The organism is Parabacteroides sp. PM6-13 (assembly GCF_029892605.1).
In the GTDB taxonomy this organism is placed as follows: Bacteria; Bacteroidota; Bacteroidia; order Bacteroidales; family Tannerellaceae; genus QVMG01.
The window spans coordinates 31,466-46,348 of sequence record NZ_JARXWF010000001.1 but is presented as its reverse complement, the minus strand read 5'-3'; the positions used below and the strand labels follow the sequence as shown (position 1 = coordinate 46,348).

Sequence of the window (14,883 nt, the reverse complement as noted above, 5' to 3'; positions counted from 1 at the left end):
CAAAAGATATGGCTGAATCAAATTTTGTAGATTATGTAAAGATTTACTGCCGCTCCGGAAAGGGCGGGAGAGGATCGACTCATTTCCGTCGTGAGAAATACATCCCCAAAGGAGGGCCTGACGGAGGGAATGGTGGACAGGGTGGCCATATTTACCTGCGAGGTAACCGCAACTACTGGACGCTGCTTCACCTGAAGTTCGAACGCCATATCATGGCAACCAATGGCGAGGGTGGAAGTGCCAAGCGAAGCACCGGGAAAGATGGCGAAGACCGGATCATCGAGGTGCCTTGCGGTACGGTGGTGTATGACGCGGAGACCGGTGAGTTTATCTGCGACGTAACGGAAGATGGTCAGCAGGTGATGCTTCTCAAAGGAGGACGCGGAGGTCTGGGTAACTGGAACTTCAAGACATCAACCAACCAGGCGCCTCGCTATGCCCAACCGGGTGAGCCGGCTGAGGAGCGTACGGTTATTATGCAATTGAAACTGTTGGCCGATGTTGGGTTGGTCGGTTTTCCGAATGCCGGGAAGTCGACGCTTTTGTCGGTGATTACCGCCGCCAAACCGAAGATCGCCAATTATCCGTTTACCACGCTGGAGCCTAACCTGGGAATCGTCAGCTATCGCGACAACCGCTCTTTTGTGATGGCGGATATACCGGGTATTATCGAAGGAGCCAGCGAAGGGAAAGGGCTTGGATTGCGCTTCTTGCGTCATATCGAGCGTAACTCGTTGCTTCTTTTTATGATTCCGGCCGATTCGGATGATATCCGGAAGGAGTATGAGATATTACACAACGAGTTGGTGAAGTATAACCCGGATCTCTTGGATAAGCGGCGGGTGTTGGCTATTACCAAAAGCGATATGCTCGACGAGGAACTGATCGAGGCGTTGACCGAAGAGCTGCCCGAAGATATTCCGTACGTGTTTATCTCCTCTGTAGCGCAGATGGGGTTGACCGAACTCAAAGATATCCTCTGGAGAGAGCTCAATAAAGAGACATTCCATGAGGTGGAACAGATTATTCGTAAGAGCATCGATGTGAGCTCCCTGGTATTCGATGAGGATTTAATTATCCCGGAGATGGAAGAGGACGATGATGATGACTGGGACGAAGATATCGAAGAGTATGACTGGGATGACGAAGAATAACCGCTTGGACTTCCCGATAGAGATGTTGCAATTCGACCTGTTGAAGGGGAATTGCAACATTTCTCATTTTGTGACCACCCGTCAGGGTGGAGTAGGGCGGGGGACGTACGCGTCGCTTAATCTGGGCTATTATTGTGGCGACAAGCAGGAGGCGGTCGACGAAAACCGAATCCGATTGTGCGATCAGTTGGGTATTTCGCCCGCTTCGTTAATTGTTCCACATCAGACACATGGTCTGGAGGCGTTGGTTGTCGACAAGGCATTTCTCTCTCTCCCGCCGGAGGAGCAGCAAAAGCGGCTATATGGCATCGATGCGTTGATCACCGAGGAGCAGCAAGTCTGCATTGCTGTGACGACAGCCGATTGCGTGCCGGTGGTGTTGTATGCGCCCGATCGCGGGATGGTGGCGGCTATACATGCCGGTTGGAAAGGAACGGCGGGGCGGATCGTGGAGCGCACGGTTGCTCTGTTGAGGGATCGGTTTGATTGTGATCCGGCTCTTTTGTTTGCGGGCATCGGACCCTCTATCAGCCCGGAGGCTTTTGAGGTGGGCGAAGAGGTGGTCGATGTGTTTCGGGCTGAGGGCGATGAAGAGCTGGTCTATTATTTCGATGGTGACCGAAAGCCACATATCGATCTGTGGCAGGCGAACCGAAAGCAGCTGTTGCGACAGGGTTTGCAGGAAGCACGGATCGAGGTAAGCGGCGAATGTACCTACCGGCAGCCGGAATTGTTCTTTTCCGCTCGTCGGGACGGGGTGAAGAGCGGCCGGATGCTGACGGGCATTATGATAAAAGAATAAAAATAGAAAGCGATGATACGAATAACGATTTCAGAAACGATATGGGATGCCTGTCCGGAGTTGGAAGTGATAGCCCTCGTAGCTAAGGTAGAAAACCGGGAGCCGGACGCACGGTTGTGGGAAGAGATCGACCGGGTGACGGCTGAGATGCGTGCTTCGATGCGTTTGGAAGAGATCAATGCCTTTCTTCCGATCCGGGCAACCCGGCAGGCTTATAAACGGCTGGGGAAAGATCCGAACCGCTACCGCCCTTCTGCGGAGGCGTTGCGGCGTAGGGTGCTCCGGGACTTACCTTTGTATCGCATCGACACCTTGGTGGATGTTATCAACCTGGTGTCGCTGGAGAGCGGCTTTTCGATCGGTGGCTTTGATGCGGATAAGATAGATGGCGACCTGGAGCTGGGCGTAGGCCGGGCGGGTGAACCCTACGAAGCCATTGGACGTGGGCTGTTGAATATCGAAGGATTGCCGGTTTATAGAGACCGCCAGGGAGGCATTGGCACCCCGACCAGTGATGAGGAGCGTACCAAGATCGACCTGAATACCTCCCGTTTGTTAATGATCATTAATGGCTATTCCGGTCGGGAAGGGATGGAGGAGGCAGTGCGCTCGGCGGCCAAACTCTTGAGAGCATACGCATTAGCAGCTGATTTTGAGGCGGAGAAAATAACCGCTTCCGATCGCGTTAATATAATTATTTGATTTGTTAAAATACGGCAACAAATAAAAAATAATCTGTATTTCATGCTAAAAAACATGATTTTCTTTGCCTGTCTATATGTAAATCTTTAATTTTGCTGCCGTTAAACATAATTTACAACCAAAAATGATTGAATTGATTGGAACAAATGCCGGCCTCGTATGGAATGTATTGAACGAAGGTGGCAAACAGAATGTAAAAGCAGTAAAGAAAGCAACCAAAATCAAAGCTGACAAAGATTTGTATGCTGCTTTAGGCTGGTTAGCCAAAGAAGGTAAATTGTCTTTCGAAGAGGTTGAAGGTGAAGTATTCGTAGCGTTGGTGTAACCGACCCCTGCGAAGGAAGAGATTGAAAAGGCTGTTCAATATGGATTGGACGGCCTTTATTGTTCTCTGCCGGATCATTGCTTTTCTATTTTTCTTTACTTCTTCATTATTAACTCCTCCTTTGTTGTTTATTTCATTTCTTAGTGCTACTTTTGTGTAAGATTTGGCGTGAAATGACCGAAGATCATAAAAGATTGTTAGCAGTAATAGAGGTTAGAGTTCGTGATTTGATGGCATTATGTGACAAACAAAAGCAACGGATCGACGAGCTCTCTGGTATTATAAGCCAGAAAGAGACGGAAATACAGCTGGCGAAAGAGAAGATCAATGAGTTGAATGCCAAGTGCGACAATATGTTGACGGCGCGTGTCGTATCGGTGAACGATGGCGATCTGAAGAGTGCCCGAACACGGTTGTCGAAGTTAGTGCGGGAAGTGGATAAGTGCATTGCCCTATTAAACGAATAGTGATGTGATGGACGAAAAATTTCTTATACACGTAGAAATAGCCGATAAGACGTATGGTCTTTGGATTCGTAGAGACGATGAGCAGCTTGTGCGCGAAGCCGCGAAGCAACTGCGCAAGAAGATCAATGAATACAGGCAAAATTATACGAAATCCGAATTGGATATGAAAGATTTGTTAGCCATGGTTGCTTTGCAGCTGTCTGTTTACAGCTCGCAATTGGAAGAGAAGAACGATACCGCTCCGTTTACGGAGAAGATAGAGCAACTGACCAGCGAATTAGAAATGTATTTAGAGGGTAAGTAATTTATTTCTCTTGTTAAGATAAGACACAGTTTTTCCGCACTGCTTTACATGGAATAGCCATGCAAAGGAGTGCTTTTTTTATAACTATATATGAACTTAATTAATTGTTAAAATGGAAATGTATATAATCATATCAATCATCACCTTTATTGTAGGCGGTGTACTGACATGGATAGCGATGCGTTACCTCCTGAAGTCCAAGTATGCCGGTATCCTGGCCGAGGCGGAGAAAGAGGCGGAAGTAATCAAGAAGAATAAACTCTTGGAAGTAAAAGAGAAGTTTCTTAACCTGAAGACAGACCTGGAAAAACAGGTGTCCCAACGGAATGCTAAGATCCAGTCGACTGAAGCGAAACTGAAACAACGTGAGATGACGCTCAACCAGCGTCAGGAAGATTTACAACGCAAGAACAGCGAGGTAGAGGCTGTCAAAGACAACCTGCAGGCGCAGCTCGAGGTTATTGAGAAAAAGAAGGTGGAACTGGATAAGATCCACCAACGCGAAATAGAACATCTGGAAGCGATCTCCGGCCTTTCTGCCGAAGACGCGAAGAATCGCCTGATCGAATCACTGAAAGACGTAGCGAAAACCGATGCGGCTTCGTATGTGAACGAGATCATCGAAGAGGCCAAGATGACGGCCAATAAGGAGGCGAAGAAGATTGTTATTCAGTCGATCCAGCGGGTAGCCACCGAGACGGCTATCGAGAACTCCATCACGGTGTTCCATATCGATTCGGATGAAATAAAAGGACGTATCATCGGACGCGAAGGACGTAATATCCGGGCACTCGAAGCAGCTACCGGTATCGAGATCGTGGTTGACGATACGCCGGAAGCGATTGTGCTCTCAGGCTTCGACCCGGTTCGCCGTGAAATAGCGCGTCTGGCATTGCATCAACTGGTGCAGGACGGACGTATTCACCCGGCACGTATCGAAGAGGTGGTAAGCAAAGTGCGCAAGCAGGTGGAAGAAGAGGTGATCGAAACCGGGAAACGTACGGCTATCGACTTGGGTATCCACGGCCTGCATCCGGAACTGATCCGCTTGATTGGTAAAATGAAATATCGTTCGTCTTACGGACAGAACCTGTTGCAACATGCGCGCGAAACAGCCAATCTCTGTGCTGTGATGGCGTCTGAACTGGGCTTGAACCCAAAGAAAGCAAAACGTGCCGGTCTGTTGCATGACATCGGTAAGGTGCCTGACGATGAACCGGAATTGCCACATGCCGTATTGGGTATGAAGCTGTGTGAGCGATACAAAGAGAAACCCGATATCTGCAATGCCGTAGGTGCTCACCACGATGAGACCGAGATGCAGACCCTGTTGGCACCTATCGTACAGGTGTGTGATGCTATCTCCGGAGCCCGTCCGGGTGCACGCCGCGAGATTGTGGAGGCCTATATCAAACGTCTGAACGACCTTGAGCAATTGGCACTCTCTTATCCGGGCGTTGTGAAGACCTACGCTATCCAGGCAGGTCGTGAACTGCGCGTGATCGTAGGAGCCGATAAGATCGACGATAAGGATACGGAGAACCTCTCTACTGAAATCGCCAAGAAGATCCAGGACGAAATGACCTATCCGGGTCAGGTGAAGATCACGGTAATCCGTGAAACCCGCGCGGTAAGCTATGCGAAGTAATGGATAATTGAAAATGCGGATAGCGCAAAAGCTATTGAAACGATAAGAAAAAAGACCATTCAGGGTAGCCTGGATGGTCTTTTTATGCCTTCTTGCTTAGGGTATTTTTACTTGTATTTGCAAATAATTTATGTAAAACATAAAATAATATTTGTTTTATTGAAATTTGTTGTTTACGTTTGTGTTGTAAAAAACAAAGTCATTAACAAATAAGAAGTAAAAGTATGGAAGCAAGATCTGAAAAAATGCTTAAAGTAGTTCGGGGTGCGCTGAGTGTCGTATGGTATCTATTAATAATATTACTATTCGGTCTCTCCGTGTACTGGATTGTGGAGAATCGTAGAAAAGGACATGTCTCATTTGATGTGCCTTTTGATTATTATTTAACTGAAGTTGTAAGTAGTGAGCGCTTTGCGAACGAAAATATCTTATCAGTGAAGATTTATGACAATCAGGCTCGTATCAAACTAGATATAAAAGAGTCCTTCGTTTCTTATGCTCTGTTTTTCTTTAATCTTTTGGTTGAGGCTTTTTTTGTTCTAATGATTTTGTGGCAGTTGCGAAAGATTTTCAATTCTATAAATCTACAGGAGCCCTTTATCTATGATAATGTGAAACGTATCAAGAAAATTGCCTTGTTATTTATCTTGTATTATCCAGTAGAATGGCTGTTGAAGGGGATAAATCACTTGATTATTTTGAAATATGTGCATCTATCCTCTTCTGTGTTGTCCTTTTCAATTGACTTTACTTTAATTTTGGTAGGGCTTATGTTATATGTTATAGCCGATGTCTTCAAATACGGTTATGAGTTACAACAAGAAAATAAGGAGTTTGTGTAATGGCGATCATCGTAAATTTAGATGTAGAGATGGCAAAGAATAAGATATCCCTCAAGGACTTGTCTGCCCGGTTGGATATTAGCATGACCAATCTCTCTTTATTAAAAACCGGAAAGGTGAAAGGGGTCCGCTTCGATACTCTGAATGCCATTTGCCGCGAGTTGAGATGTAAACCGGGAGATATCTTAGACTATACAGAGGACTAAGGAAAACAGTCCTCACCTCTCCTGAAGATCTTTGTAGAGTGTTTGCAAGATGGCTTGGCCGTTATGCAGGCGCTCTTCTTTGTGTTCGGCAGGTTCGTTCTGTAGGATGCTTTCGCTGTCGTTGTCGTAGATGGTTGTGCCGGTATGATCTATAAAGGCTAAGCCGTTCTTAAAGGTATAAAAGGCATAGTGAGGATGATGGGGGTTCATAATGTCTTTCCCGAAGAGGAAATCATCATTCGGAAGATCTAACTGACGAAGCAGGGTGGTAGCAAAATCATTTTGGTTGGCGATGGTCGATATGATCTCCGGCTTGCGGATGGCTCCGCCGCTCCAGACCATCGGGATATGATTGCGCCGGCTATCGTATTCGGGCACGCCCTCCATATAGCGGTATCCATGATCCGCCATCATAATAATCAACAGATCATCCCAAGCGGGCGTCTCCTTTATCCGGTTGATAAAATGGCCCAGACAGCTGTCGGTATAAGCCACCGAATTCATGTAGGGATCGGATAGCTTCCGGTAGGGCACGTCGAAAGGAATATGGCTGCTCAGCGTAAGGAAGGTGCAGAACCAGGGAGAATCATACGCCGTGCGCTCCTCCATCGATTGGTAAAGCCATTCGAATGTCGTTTCATCATTCACACCCCATTTGCTCAAACGGCTATTCAGCGGGAAGTCCTTGTCGGAGGTGATCCGCCGGTAGCCCGAGCTATGGAAATAGCTGCCCATATTGGCAAAGTTTACATCACCGCCATATAAGAAATCGGTCACATATCCCACCTTGCTCAGGCTTTTAGCCAGCGAAGGGAGATGGGCAGACTTGGTCGGATACTTCAGGATAGAGGTGGTCGGGGGCGCCGGATAACCGCTCAGTATGGCCGGCAACGCTCTGTCGGTACGGAATGAGTTGGCATAATAACGATCGAATAGTATGCCCTCTGCCGCTAGCTGGTTCAGGTTTGGCGTCACGCCTGGCTCTCCTCCAAGCGCTTCTATGGCGTTGTATGAAAAGCTTTCCAAAAGGATAAGTAAGATATTCGGACGCTCCTGATTGATCAATTTAGTCTCCTCCGGCAGTTCTTCTGTTTCATCCTTTTGCGGCACCAATTGGCTAAACAATGCTTTTCTTTCCTCTTCCGGAAAGAAATTGAACTGAGAAGCAAAATCCTGTTCGGATGAAATGGAATAGAAGAGACTGAAACAGGGATTCACTGCCGCATGGTTTAGAAATTGATTCTGGCTGAAATAGACCATCCCGACATTAGCCGTGGCTGTAGTCAGGCCACCTCGTATGGGAATAAACATAACGCCTCCCGCCAATAATAGGGTGATAGTTGTTGATATACGCCTTTGGGGCTTTTTCTGTGGTGTCCGTGAAAGGAGAAACCGGTTGAATAGCCAATAGATGAAACCACCGTAGAGCAAAGCAAACAATAAAAGTATAACCCCTTCCACGACCGGAACGCTTGCCATCGCATCTTTGAAGGAGGATTGCAGGTAGAACAATACCGTCGAATCGAGCTTAAACCCCCAGAAACCATAGAGCCCTAGGTCTGCCGCAAAGATAGAAGCCATCGTCAGGGAGGCGATCAGGTAATAAATTTTCAGTGTCTTTTTTAGCCAGGCACCGGGTAGCCATACAGATATCATCACAAGCAACAGCGGAATGAAGCTTAAATAACCCGCCACTGTCATGTCGAGCTTCAATCCATGCCACATCACCTGCAGCCACTCCATCCCGGTTACCCCCTCTGTTAAATCCGGATGGTACAACATAAACCCCGGCTTCTGAATCAGAAAAACAGGTAACCACATCAGGAATAGCCCTACAATATATAAAAGGCGCTTTGTTGTCTTGTCCTTGTAGTCTGTTTTCATTTAAGAGGCAAAAATACGAAAAAGTTTACCTGGCCTAACAGGAGACCTTAAAGTCCTTAAGGACCTTAAAGTCTTTAAATCCCTTCGGCTTATTTATTTATAAAGCTTTTCCCTCAATTCAGCTACGCCCGGGTCGGTGATGTAGTCGTCGTAGTCCATCATTTTGTCGATGATGCCGTTGGGCGTCAGTTCGATGATGCGGTTGGCGACGGTTTGGATCATTTCGTGGTCATGGCTGGCGAAGATGATATTGCCGCGGAATGTCTTCAAGGTGTTGTTGAACGCCTGGATCGATTCCAGGTCCAGGTGGTTGGTCGGCGTATCCAGGATCAACACATTGGCATCGGTCAGCATCATGCGCGAGATCATGCAACGTTGCTTTTCACCTCCGGAGAGTACGCTCACCTTTTTCAACAACTCTTCGCCCGAGAAGAGCATTCTGCCCAGGAATCCTTTCAGGAACACTTCGTTGGTGTCGGGTGAGAATTGAGTCAGCCAGTCGATCAGGTTGTAATCAGAATTGAAGAAGTCCGAGTTGTCGAGTGGGAGGTAGGAGGTGGTGATGGTCTGTCCCCACTGGTAGGTGCCTTCGTCGGGCGTCTCCTCGCCGTTGATAATCTGGAAAAGAGCTGTCATGGCACGCGGGTCGCGGCTGAGGAATACTACCTTATCCTCTTTCTCGATATTGAGATTCAGGTCCTTAAACAAGACCTTTCCTTCGACAGTTTTTGTAAGTCCTTTGATTTCCAGTATCTGGTTGCCTGGTTCGCGGTTGGGAGTAAACAGAATACCCGGATAACGGCGCGAAGAGGGTTTGATCTCTTCGATATTGAGTTTTTCCAACATCTTCTTGCGGCTGGTGGTCTGCTTTGATTTGGCCACGTTGGCGCTGAAGCGGCGGATAAACTCTTCCAGCTCTTTCTTCTTTTCTTCCGCTTTCTTATTTTGATTTTGTTGCTGGCGAAGCGCTAACTGGCTCGATTCGTACCAGAAGCTGTAGTTGCCGGCAAACATTTGCAGTTTACCGAAGTCGATATCGACCGTATGGGTGCTGACAGAGTCCAGGAAGTGACGGTCGTGGCTCACGACCAATACGGTGTTTTCAAAGTTCGACAGGTAGTTCTCCAGCCAGTTCACCGTTTCCAGGTCGAGGTCGTTGGTCGGCTCATCGAGCAGTAGGTTGTCGGGCTTGCCAAACAACGCTCGTGCCAGCAATACGCGCACCTTCTGCTTCCCGCTCAGGTCTTTCATCAGGCTGTAATGGATCTCTTCCGAGACTCCCAGGCCACTCAACAAACTGGCGGCATCGCTCTCGGCGTTCCACCCTTCCATCTCAGCGAATTTATCCTCCAACTCAGAAACACGGATCCCATCGGCATCCGAAAAATCCTCTTTCATATACAACGCGTTCTTCTCGCTCATCACCTCCCAGAGCGTGGTGTGCCCCATAAGTACCGTATCCAATACGGTGTACTCATCGAAGGCGAAGTGATCCTGGCTTAATACCGAGAGGCGTTCGCCCGGTCCCAGCGATACGGTTCCGCGGGTAGGGTCGAGTTGTTTGCTGATCACCCGGAGGAACGTGGATTTGCCGGCGCCATTCGCTCCGATAATGCCATAGCAGTTGCCCGGCGTAAATTTCATATTTACGTCCTGAAATAAGGCTCTTTTCCCAAATTGTACGTCCAGATTGTTGACTGTAATCATTTTTATATATGCCTGTTAAATAGTTTTTAAGGCGGCAAAGGTACGAAAAAAATGGCAAACTCTCTCTTTCTGCCTCTGCTGCGATTATCATTATTTTTTAGGCGACTCGCTTATAAATCGCATATTTTTATATAAGTTTGTCGAACAACTAAAAAAAACAAGTAAGATGGCTAAGAGAAGAACATTGAAACGGGACATCAGCTATATCGCAGGCGAACTCTTCACCGAGGTGTTGGTGGCAAAGATGCTGGTATCGAAAATAGACCAGGGAGCGGCTGATATTGTACTGACCCGTATCCTTGATATGCAGGATGAATATATCAAACGAGTATCTCATCCGGGCGGCAAAGACAATAAAAAGGTGGTGAAAGCCTATTATAAAAAATTGGTAACCGACCTGCAAGCGGAAATCGAAGCCATCCTGTTAGCCATCGAAGAGCTGAGTAAAGATAAGATCGCATGAGTAAATGGTTAAGCAGAACCATCCTCCGATTGGCTGGTTGGAAAGTAGGCCCGGCGGAAGGAACGGAACTGCCGAAATGTGTGATTTGTGTAGCGCCCCATACGAGTAACTGGGATTTCCCGATCGGAAAACTCTTTTATTCGGCTATTGGTACCACCGCTCATTTTCTGATTAAAAAAGAGTGGTTCTTTTTCCCTTTCAACCTGTTGTTTCGCTCGATCGGAGGCGTGCCGATAAATCGGGACAGGCGCACATCGGTGACCGAGCAGATGGTGGCTGAGTTCAATCGCCGCGATCGTTTCCAGTTGGCTATCACCCCGGAGGGCACCCGCAAACCGGTGGAAGAGTGGAAAAAAGGCTTTTATTATATTGCCTTGGAGGCGAAAGTGCCTATCTTGTTGGCCTATATCGACTACGGAAAGAAGGAGGCCGGTGTCAAAACCATTTTCTATCCCACCGGGAATGTTGAGGAGGATATCTATACGATCCGCACCCATTACCGTGGTATAAGAGGAGGGAAACCGGATAACTTTATCAGTGTATAGACAGAAATAACGACTAAAGAACTTTAAACAAATACTGTTATGGCAGACACATTGCGCATCAGCATGATACAATCCCACATTATTTGGGAAGACCGAGATGAGAACCTGGGTTACTATGGCGAACTATTGCGCCGGGTAAGTGGAAGAACCGATCTGGCGGTGTTGCCGGAGACCTTTTCGACCGGGTTCAGCATGAATGTAGAGAAACTGGCCGACACGATGGATGGGGTGACTATCCCGACCATCAAAGGGTGGGCAGTGAAATACAAACTTGCCGTGACCGGTAGCTTCATCGTGAAAGAGGCGGGCAAATACTACAACCGTGCGTTCTTTATCACTCCGGAAGGCGATGAATATTACTACGACAAACGCCATTTGTTCCGGATGGCAGGCGAGGATGCTCATTATACCGCAGGCACGAAGCGCACGATTGTTCCCTATAAAGGCTGGAATATCTGCTTGCAGGTGTGCTACGACTTGCGCTTCCCGGTGTGGAGCCGTAATGTGAATAACGAATACGATCTGTTGATCTACGTAGCCAACTGGCCGGAAGCCCGCAAGCGGGTATGGAAATCCCTGCTGCAGGCGCGTGCTTTGGAGAATATGGCGTTTGTATGCGGCGTGAACCGTGTGGGTATCGACGGCAAAGGCTTTGTATATAAAGGCGACTCCATGGTGTTCAGCCCGAAAGGAAAGAAGCTGGCCGATGCGGGCAAGCGAGAAGAGATCACGCGCACCTGCACGATTGAAAAGGAAGATCTTATCAAGATACGCGAGAAGTTCCCGGCTTGGAAAGATGCGGATCGGTTTGAGGTTATCGAGTGATTAGTGGTTAGTGATTAGTTGTTCGTGTGCAAGTGAAAAAGAAGTCTCCTTGGGCGTGGGTGCCGTCGCTCTATTTTGCGGAAGGACTGCCTTGTGTGGTGGTCATGACGCTGTCGGTGGTCATGTATAAAAACCTGCAGGTCTCTAATGCGGAGATCGCATTTTATACAAGCTGGCTCTATTTCCCTTGGGTGATCAAACCGCTCTGGAGTCCTTTTGTCGATCTGATCAAGACAAAGCGCTGGTGGATCTACGCCATGCAGCTATTGATTGGTGGCGGTATGGCCGGTGTGGCTTTTATGATTCCGTTGGACTTCTTTCTGCAGGCGACCCTCGCCTTTTTCTGGCTGATGGCCTTTAGTTCGGCTACGCACGATATCGCGGCCGACGGCTTCTATATGCTGGCGCTCGACGAGAAAGACCAGGCGTTCTTTATCGGCATCCGCAGCACCTTCTATCGGGTTGCTATGCTCACGGGACAGGGGCTGTTGGTGATGCTTGCCGGCTTGTTGGAGAAAGCGACCGGAAGAGTTCCTTTTGCCTGGAGTATCATCTTCTTTATTATCGCCGGGCTCATGATTGCCCTGGCGCTATGGCACCGTTATATTTTCCCTTACCCGGCTTCCGACAAGCAGCGAACGCAACAAACGCCCCGGGAGATTCTGCGGGAGTTCGGACGCACCTTTACCAGTTTCTTTCAGAAAAAAGGGATTGTGGCAGCGTTATTGTTTATGCTTACTTACCGCTTGGGCGAGGCTCAATTGGTGAAGATGGCGTCGCCATTCCTCTTAGATAATCCGGAGGCGGGAGGATTGGGACTTTCGACGGCGGATGTTGGTATAGCCTATGGGGTGATTGGGGTGATTGCCCTTTTGTTGGGAGGTGTTCTGGGCGGTATTGTCATTGCCCGCTTCGGGCTGAAGAAAAGCATCTGGCCGATGGCACTGGCGCTATCCCTGCCCAATCTGGTTTATCTCTATATGGCTTATGCCCTGCCGACCAACTTTGTTGTGGTCAATCTCTGTGTGGGATTGGAACAGTTGGGCTATGGTTTTGGCTTCACCGCCTACACCATGTACCTGATGCTCTTTGCAGAAGGCGAGTATAAGACCTCTCATTATGCCATATCCACCGGTATTATGGCCTTGGGTATGATGCTCCCCGGCATGGCCTCCGGCTGGATTCAGGAGCAAATCGGCTACCAACACTTCTTCTTCTGGGTGATCCTTTGCTGTATCCCTGTATTTCTTGTCATACCTTTTCTGCGGATACAGGAGAAGTGATTCCCTTTTTGGGGTCAGATCAGCTGAACAGCTTGCTTTATTTTCTCCATGAAACGTTCTGCTTCCATCAGGTCAGTCTTGGCCATGTGGAGGAACTCACGCTGAGCACCCGCCAAATCCTCTTCAGGTAATTGTTTGATAGCCTCCCGAAAACGTCTCTCAAACGCGGTGCTTTCTTCCGCCGTTTCAAGCGCCATCCATTCTTCTTTCCATTTCTTTAGATCCATAATCATCGATTTAATTTTACGTTTATAAAAACTCTTTACGCAAGGGACTTCGATTAATCCTCCGTTTTTAATAGTTCTATCAGCATATCTAAATGTTGATTTATTTGTTTTTCCAGCTCTTCGGGCGATTGCTCCTTTAACAAGTCATGCCAGAACAGAGCATAAAACTGAAGATTTCTCTTTGTCCATTCTATACGAGCTCGTAACTCTTCTTTATTAATCATAATAGAAAAGGGTTTGGTTGTCTTACAAAGATAATAACCACTTGGTTATTATACAAGCATTTATGTGTCTTTGTTTCTATATTTATCTCTCCCAAACCACAACAAACTCTTCGCTAACTTCGTAATTCAACAGGTACGTTCGTTTGTGCGGGCTGCGGCTTTCGGAGATGGTAAGGAGGCCGGTAGTGGAGTAGGGGAAGGGAGCTATGTGGAGGTGTTCGCGGAAGTCGATCTCCTCTTCGGGCATTAATTTGAACAAGGCCTCTTTGGCACACCAGCAGATTAAGAGGTGTTCGCTTGTGTGTGCCGGGTCGATGGCGGCGTTCTCTGCCTCACTTAGGAAACGTTCACGGATTTTCTGGATACGGTCGCTTCGGTATTCCATGTCGATACCGGCGGGTTTGTTCTCTTGCAGCAATACCGCCGCGTAGCCATTCGTATGGGAGACACTGACCGACAAGGGATGATCGGGCAGAAAAGGGGCGCCGTTGGGGTGATAGGCGATGACTGTCTCTTCGCCTAAAAGTTCTTTCAACAGAAGGCGTACGGCCAGCCATTCGGTACGTCGTTTCTCTGTTTTTATCTTTTCCAGGGCAGGCAGAATCTTCTCTTTTTCGGCAAAACAGGCGAACAACTCCTCGCTACTCTCCGTGATCTGCCAGATGGCACGGCGCGGACTCTCGTATGTGGCAAATAAAGGCATCAGTCGTTCCAGCTAAATGATTGTATGATCTCCTGAATATCCTCCTGGAGGTAGCGGGTCACCGGTGCCAGTGAGTCGGCGTTCAGGCGAGCCTCATAGAACAAGCTACCCCGAAAGAAATGTGAACTGCTATCGGTCAGCGTAAACTGTATAGGCGAAGCTGCTTCGCCATCCAAGAGAAAGAGCGAACCGTAGACTCGCTTTTCCGGATCGGTATAGGCTTTTTCGGAAATCCGTTCGGCATGGCGTGCCTGACGAACCACCAGTTCGCGGCTATCCGCCTCCGCTTCGGGAAGGGTTGATGGGGTAACAGGCAGGTAGCTGCCGTAGATCTTAGCGCCCAGCGACGGGTAGGCGATATTGATCCATCCTTCGTTGGCGTTTTCCGGTGGCAGCTCGATCTCCGCCAGGTGGGAGATGTGAAAGCTATAGGGAAGATTCTCTAACGTAAACAATCTGTAATGGGGCGCGGGAGGTTCCAGGCGCATATAACCGCGCGGCTTGGGCGTGTAGTGTTGCGTACAGGCCACACAGCAAAGACTTATCCATACCAGGAGAAAGCGTTTCATGAT

The 14,883-nt window shown here is 48.2% G+C and carries 19 protein-coding genes; 13 read left to right on the top strand and 6 right to left on the bottom strand.

The features are described 5' to 3' along the window. Positions 1-8 precede the first annotated feature (8 nt). From obgE to M2134_RS00170, 9 genes are all read left to right on the top strand, one after another. Positions 9-1,154: a GTPase ObgE gene (gene obgE, locus M2134_RS00210; RefSeq protein WP_280749773.1), complete on the top strand. Its 1,146-nt coding sequence runs from the start codon at positions 9-11 to the stop codon at positions 1,152-1,154. Continuing rightward, positions 1,141-1,956 (top strand): peptidoglycan editing factor PgeF, encoded by an 816-nt coding sequence (gene pgeF, locus M2134_RS00205; protein ID WP_280749772.1) that lies wholly within the window; start codon positions 1,141-1,143, stop codon positions 1,954-1,956. Before obgE ends, pgeF begins: the two co-directional genes overlap by 14 nt. Positions 1,957-1,968: 12 nt before the next feature. Continuing rightward, positions 1,969-2,658, top strand: coding sequence for a phenylalanine--tRNA ligase beta subunit-related protein (locus tag M2134_RS00200; protein WP_280749771.1), 690 nt, complete (start codon positions 1,969-1,971; stop codon positions 2,656-2,658). 124 nt (positions 2,659-2,782) lie between these two features. Then, the gene (locus tag M2134_RS00195; RefSeq protein WP_280749770.1) at positions 2,783-2,983 is read left to right on the top strand and encodes a winged helix-turn-helix domain-containing protein; all 201 of its coding nucleotides are present in this window, start codon (positions 2,783-2,785) and stop codon (positions 2,981-2,983) included. 230 nt (positions 2,984-3,213) lie between these two features. Beyond that, positions 3,214-3,450 carry a hypothetical protein gene (locus tag M2134_RS00190; RefSeq protein ID WP_280758099.1) on the top strand — a complete coding sequence of 79 codons (237 nt, stop codon included), beginning with the start codon at positions 3,214-3,216 and terminating at the stop codon, positions 3,448-3,450. 7 nt (positions 3,451-3,457) lie between these two features. Beyond that, positions 3,458-3,754 (top strand): cell division protein ZapA, encoded by a 297-nt coding sequence (locus M2134_RS00185; RefSeq protein ID WP_280749768.1) that lies wholly within the window; start codon positions 3,458-3,460, stop codon positions 3,752-3,754. A gap of 112 nt (positions 3,755-3,866) precedes the next feature. Further along, complete coding sequence (gene rny, locus M2134_RS00180) at positions 3,867-5,402, top strand: ribonuclease Y (RefSeq protein ID WP_280749767.1); 1,536 nt, start codon at positions 3,867-3,869, stop codon at positions 5,400-5,402. Positions 5,403-5,626: 224 nt separating this feature from the next. Then, positions 5,627-6,244: a DUF2975 domain-containing protein gene (locus M2134_RS00175; protein WP_280749766.1), complete on the top strand. Its 618-nt coding sequence runs from the start codon at positions 5,627-5,629 to the stop codon at positions 6,242-6,244. Further along, the gene (locus tag M2134_RS00170) at positions 6,244-6,450 is read left to right on the top strand and encodes a helix-turn-helix transcriptional regulator (protein WP_280749765.1); all 207 of its coding nucleotides are present in this window, start codon (positions 6,244-6,246) and stop codon (positions 6,448-6,450) included. The genes M2134_RS00175 and M2134_RS00170 overlap by 1 nt, the downstream gene beginning before the upstream one ends. Positions 6,451-6,462: 12 nt before the next feature. Here M2134_RS00170 and M2134_RS00165 read toward each other — a convergent pair whose 3' ends face one another. Continuing rightward, positions 6,463-8,271 (bottom strand): sulfatase-like hydrolase/transferase, encoded by a 1,809-nt coding sequence (locus M2134_RS00165; protein WP_280749953.1) that lies wholly within the window; start codon positions 8,269-8,271, stop codon positions 6,463-6,465. A gap of 156 nt (positions 8,272-8,427) precedes the next feature. Further along, complete coding sequence (locus M2134_RS00160) at positions 8,428-10,041, bottom strand: ATP-binding cassette domain-containing protein (protein ID WP_280749764.1); 1,614 nt, start codon at positions 10,039-10,041, stop codon at positions 8,428-8,430. A gap of 166 nt (positions 10,042-10,207) precedes the next feature. On the opposite strand from M2134_RS00160, the gene M2134_RS00155 reads away from it, so the two are divergent. The 4 genes from M2134_RS00155 to M2134_RS00140 are packed head-to-tail and all read left to right on the top strand — an operon-like array spanning position 10,208 to position 13,157. Continuing rightward, complete coding sequence (locus tag M2134_RS00155) at positions 10,208-10,504, top strand: hypothetical protein (RefSeq protein ID WP_280749763.1); 297 nt, start codon at positions 10,208-10,210, stop codon at positions 10,502-10,504. After that, on the top strand, positions 10,501-11,049 hold the full coding sequence (locus tag M2134_RS00150) for a lysophospholipid acyltransferase family protein (RefSeq protein ID WP_280749762.1): 549 nt from the start codon (positions 10,501-10,503) through the stop codon (positions 11,047-11,049). Before M2134_RS00155 ends, M2134_RS00150 begins: the two co-directional genes overlap by 4 nt. Before the next feature lie 39 nt (positions 11,050-11,088). Then, positions 11,089-11,874, top strand: a complete 786-nt coding sequence (locus tag M2134_RS00145; protein ID WP_280749761.1) for an amidohydrolase — start codon at positions 11,089-11,091, stop codon at positions 11,872-11,874. Between the two features lie 32 nt (positions 11,875-11,906). Further along, positions 11,907-13,157, top strand: coding sequence for an MFS transporter (locus tag M2134_RS00140; protein WP_280749760.1), 1,251 nt, complete (start codon positions 11,907-11,909; stop codon positions 13,155-13,157). A gap of 14 nt (positions 13,158-13,171) precedes the next feature. Here M2134_RS00140 and M2134_RS00135 read toward each other — a convergent pair whose 3' ends face one another. The 4 genes from M2134_RS00135 to M2134_RS00120 all read right to left on the bottom strand — a co-directional run bounded on the left by M2134_RS00135 (position 13,172) and on the right by M2134_RS00120 (position 14,880). Beyond that, positions 13,172-13,384 carry a hypothetical protein gene (locus M2134_RS00135; RefSeq protein WP_280749759.1) on the bottom strand — a complete coding sequence of 71 codons (213 nt, stop codon included), beginning with the start codon at positions 13,382-13,384 and terminating at the stop codon, positions 13,172-13,174. 53 nt (positions 13,385-13,437) lie between these two features. After that, on the bottom strand, positions 13,438-13,608 hold the full coding sequence (locus M2134_RS00130; protein WP_280749758.1) for a diguanylate cyclase: 171 nt from the start codon (positions 13,606-13,608) through the stop codon (positions 13,438-13,440). Between the two features lie 82 nt (positions 13,609-13,690). Beyond that, positions 13,691-14,311 carry a 4'-phosphopantetheinyl transferase superfamily protein gene (locus tag M2134_RS00125; RefSeq protein WP_280749757.1) on the bottom strand — a complete coding sequence of 207 codons (621 nt, stop codon included), beginning with the start codon at positions 14,309-14,311 and terminating at the stop codon, positions 13,691-13,693. Then, entirely contained in the window at positions 14,311-14,880 is a 570-nt protein-coding gene (locus M2134_RS00120; RefSeq protein ID WP_280749756.1) for a gliding motility protein GldD, read from the bottom strand. The genes M2134_RS00125 and M2134_RS00120 overlap by 1 nt, the downstream gene beginning before the upstream one ends. Positions 14,881-14,883: the final 3 nt, after the last annotated feature.

Coding starts and splice junctions, on each gene's coding strand:
- rny (WP_280749767.1), top strand. CDS start 3,867: ATGGAAATGTATATAATCATATCAATCATCACCTTTATTGTAGGCGGT.
- M2134_RS00165 (WP_280749953.1), bottom strand. CDS start 8,271: ATGTGGTTACCTGTTTTTCTGATTCAGAAGCCGGGGTTTATGTTGTAC.
- M2134_RS00150 (WP_280749762.1), top strand. CDS start 10,501: ATGAGTAAATGGTTAAGCAGAACCATCCTCCGATTGGCTGGTTGGAAA.
- M2134_RS00160 (WP_280749764.1), bottom strand. CDS start 10,041: ATGATTACAGTCAACAATCTGGACGTACAATTTGGGAAAAGAGCCTTA.
- M2134_RS00145 (WP_280749761.1), top strand. CDS start 11,089: ATGGCAGACACATTGCGCATCAGCATGATACAATCCCACATTATTTGG.
- pgeF (WP_280749772.1), top strand. CDS start 1,141: ATGACGAAGAATAACCGCTTGGACTTCCCGATAGAGATGTTGCAATTC.
- M2134_RS00135 (WP_280749759.1), bottom strand. CDS start 13,384: ATGGATCTAAAGAAATGGAAAGAAGAATGGATGGCGCTTGAAACGGCG.
- M2134_RS00120 (WP_280749756.1), bottom strand. CDS start 14,880: ATGAAACGCTTTCTCCTGGTATGGATAAGTCTTTGCTGTGTGGCCTGT.
- M2134_RS00155 (WP_280749763.1), top strand. CDS start 10,208: ATGGCTAAGAGAAGAACATTGAAACGGGACATCAGCTATATCGCAGGC.
- M2134_RS00175 (WP_280749766.1), top strand. CDS start 5,627: ATGGAAGCAAGATCTGAAAAAATGCTTAAAGTAGTTCGGGGTGCGCTG.
- obgE (WP_280749773.1), top strand. CDS start 9: ATGGCTGAATCAAATTTTGTAGATTATGTAAAGATTTACTGCCGCTCC.
- M2134_RS00190 (WP_280758099.1), top strand. CDS start 3,214: ATGGCATTATGTGACAAACAAAAGCAACGGATCGACGAGCTCTCTGGT.
- M2134_RS00125 (WP_280749757.1), bottom strand. CDS start 14,311: ATGCCTTTATTTGCCACATACGAGAGTCCGCGCCGTGCCATCTGGCAG.
- M2134_RS00185 (WP_280749768.1), top strand. CDS start 3,458: ATGGACGAAAAATTTCTTATACACGTAGAAATAGCCGATAAGACGTAT.
- M2134_RS00170 (WP_280749765.1), top strand. CDS start 6,244: ATGGCGATCATCGTAAATTTAGATGTAGAGATGGCAAAGAATAAGATA.
- M2134_RS00130 (WP_280749758.1), bottom strand. CDS start 13,608: ATGATTAATAAAGAAGAGTTACGAGCTCGTATAGAATGGACAAAGAGA.
- M2134_RS00195 (WP_280749770.1), top strand. CDS start 2,783: ATGATTGAATTGATTGGAACAAATGCCGGCCTCGTATGGAATGTATTG.
- M2134_RS00200 (WP_280749771.1), top strand. CDS start 1,969: ATGATACGAATAACGATTTCAGAAACGATATGGGATGCCTGTCCGGAG.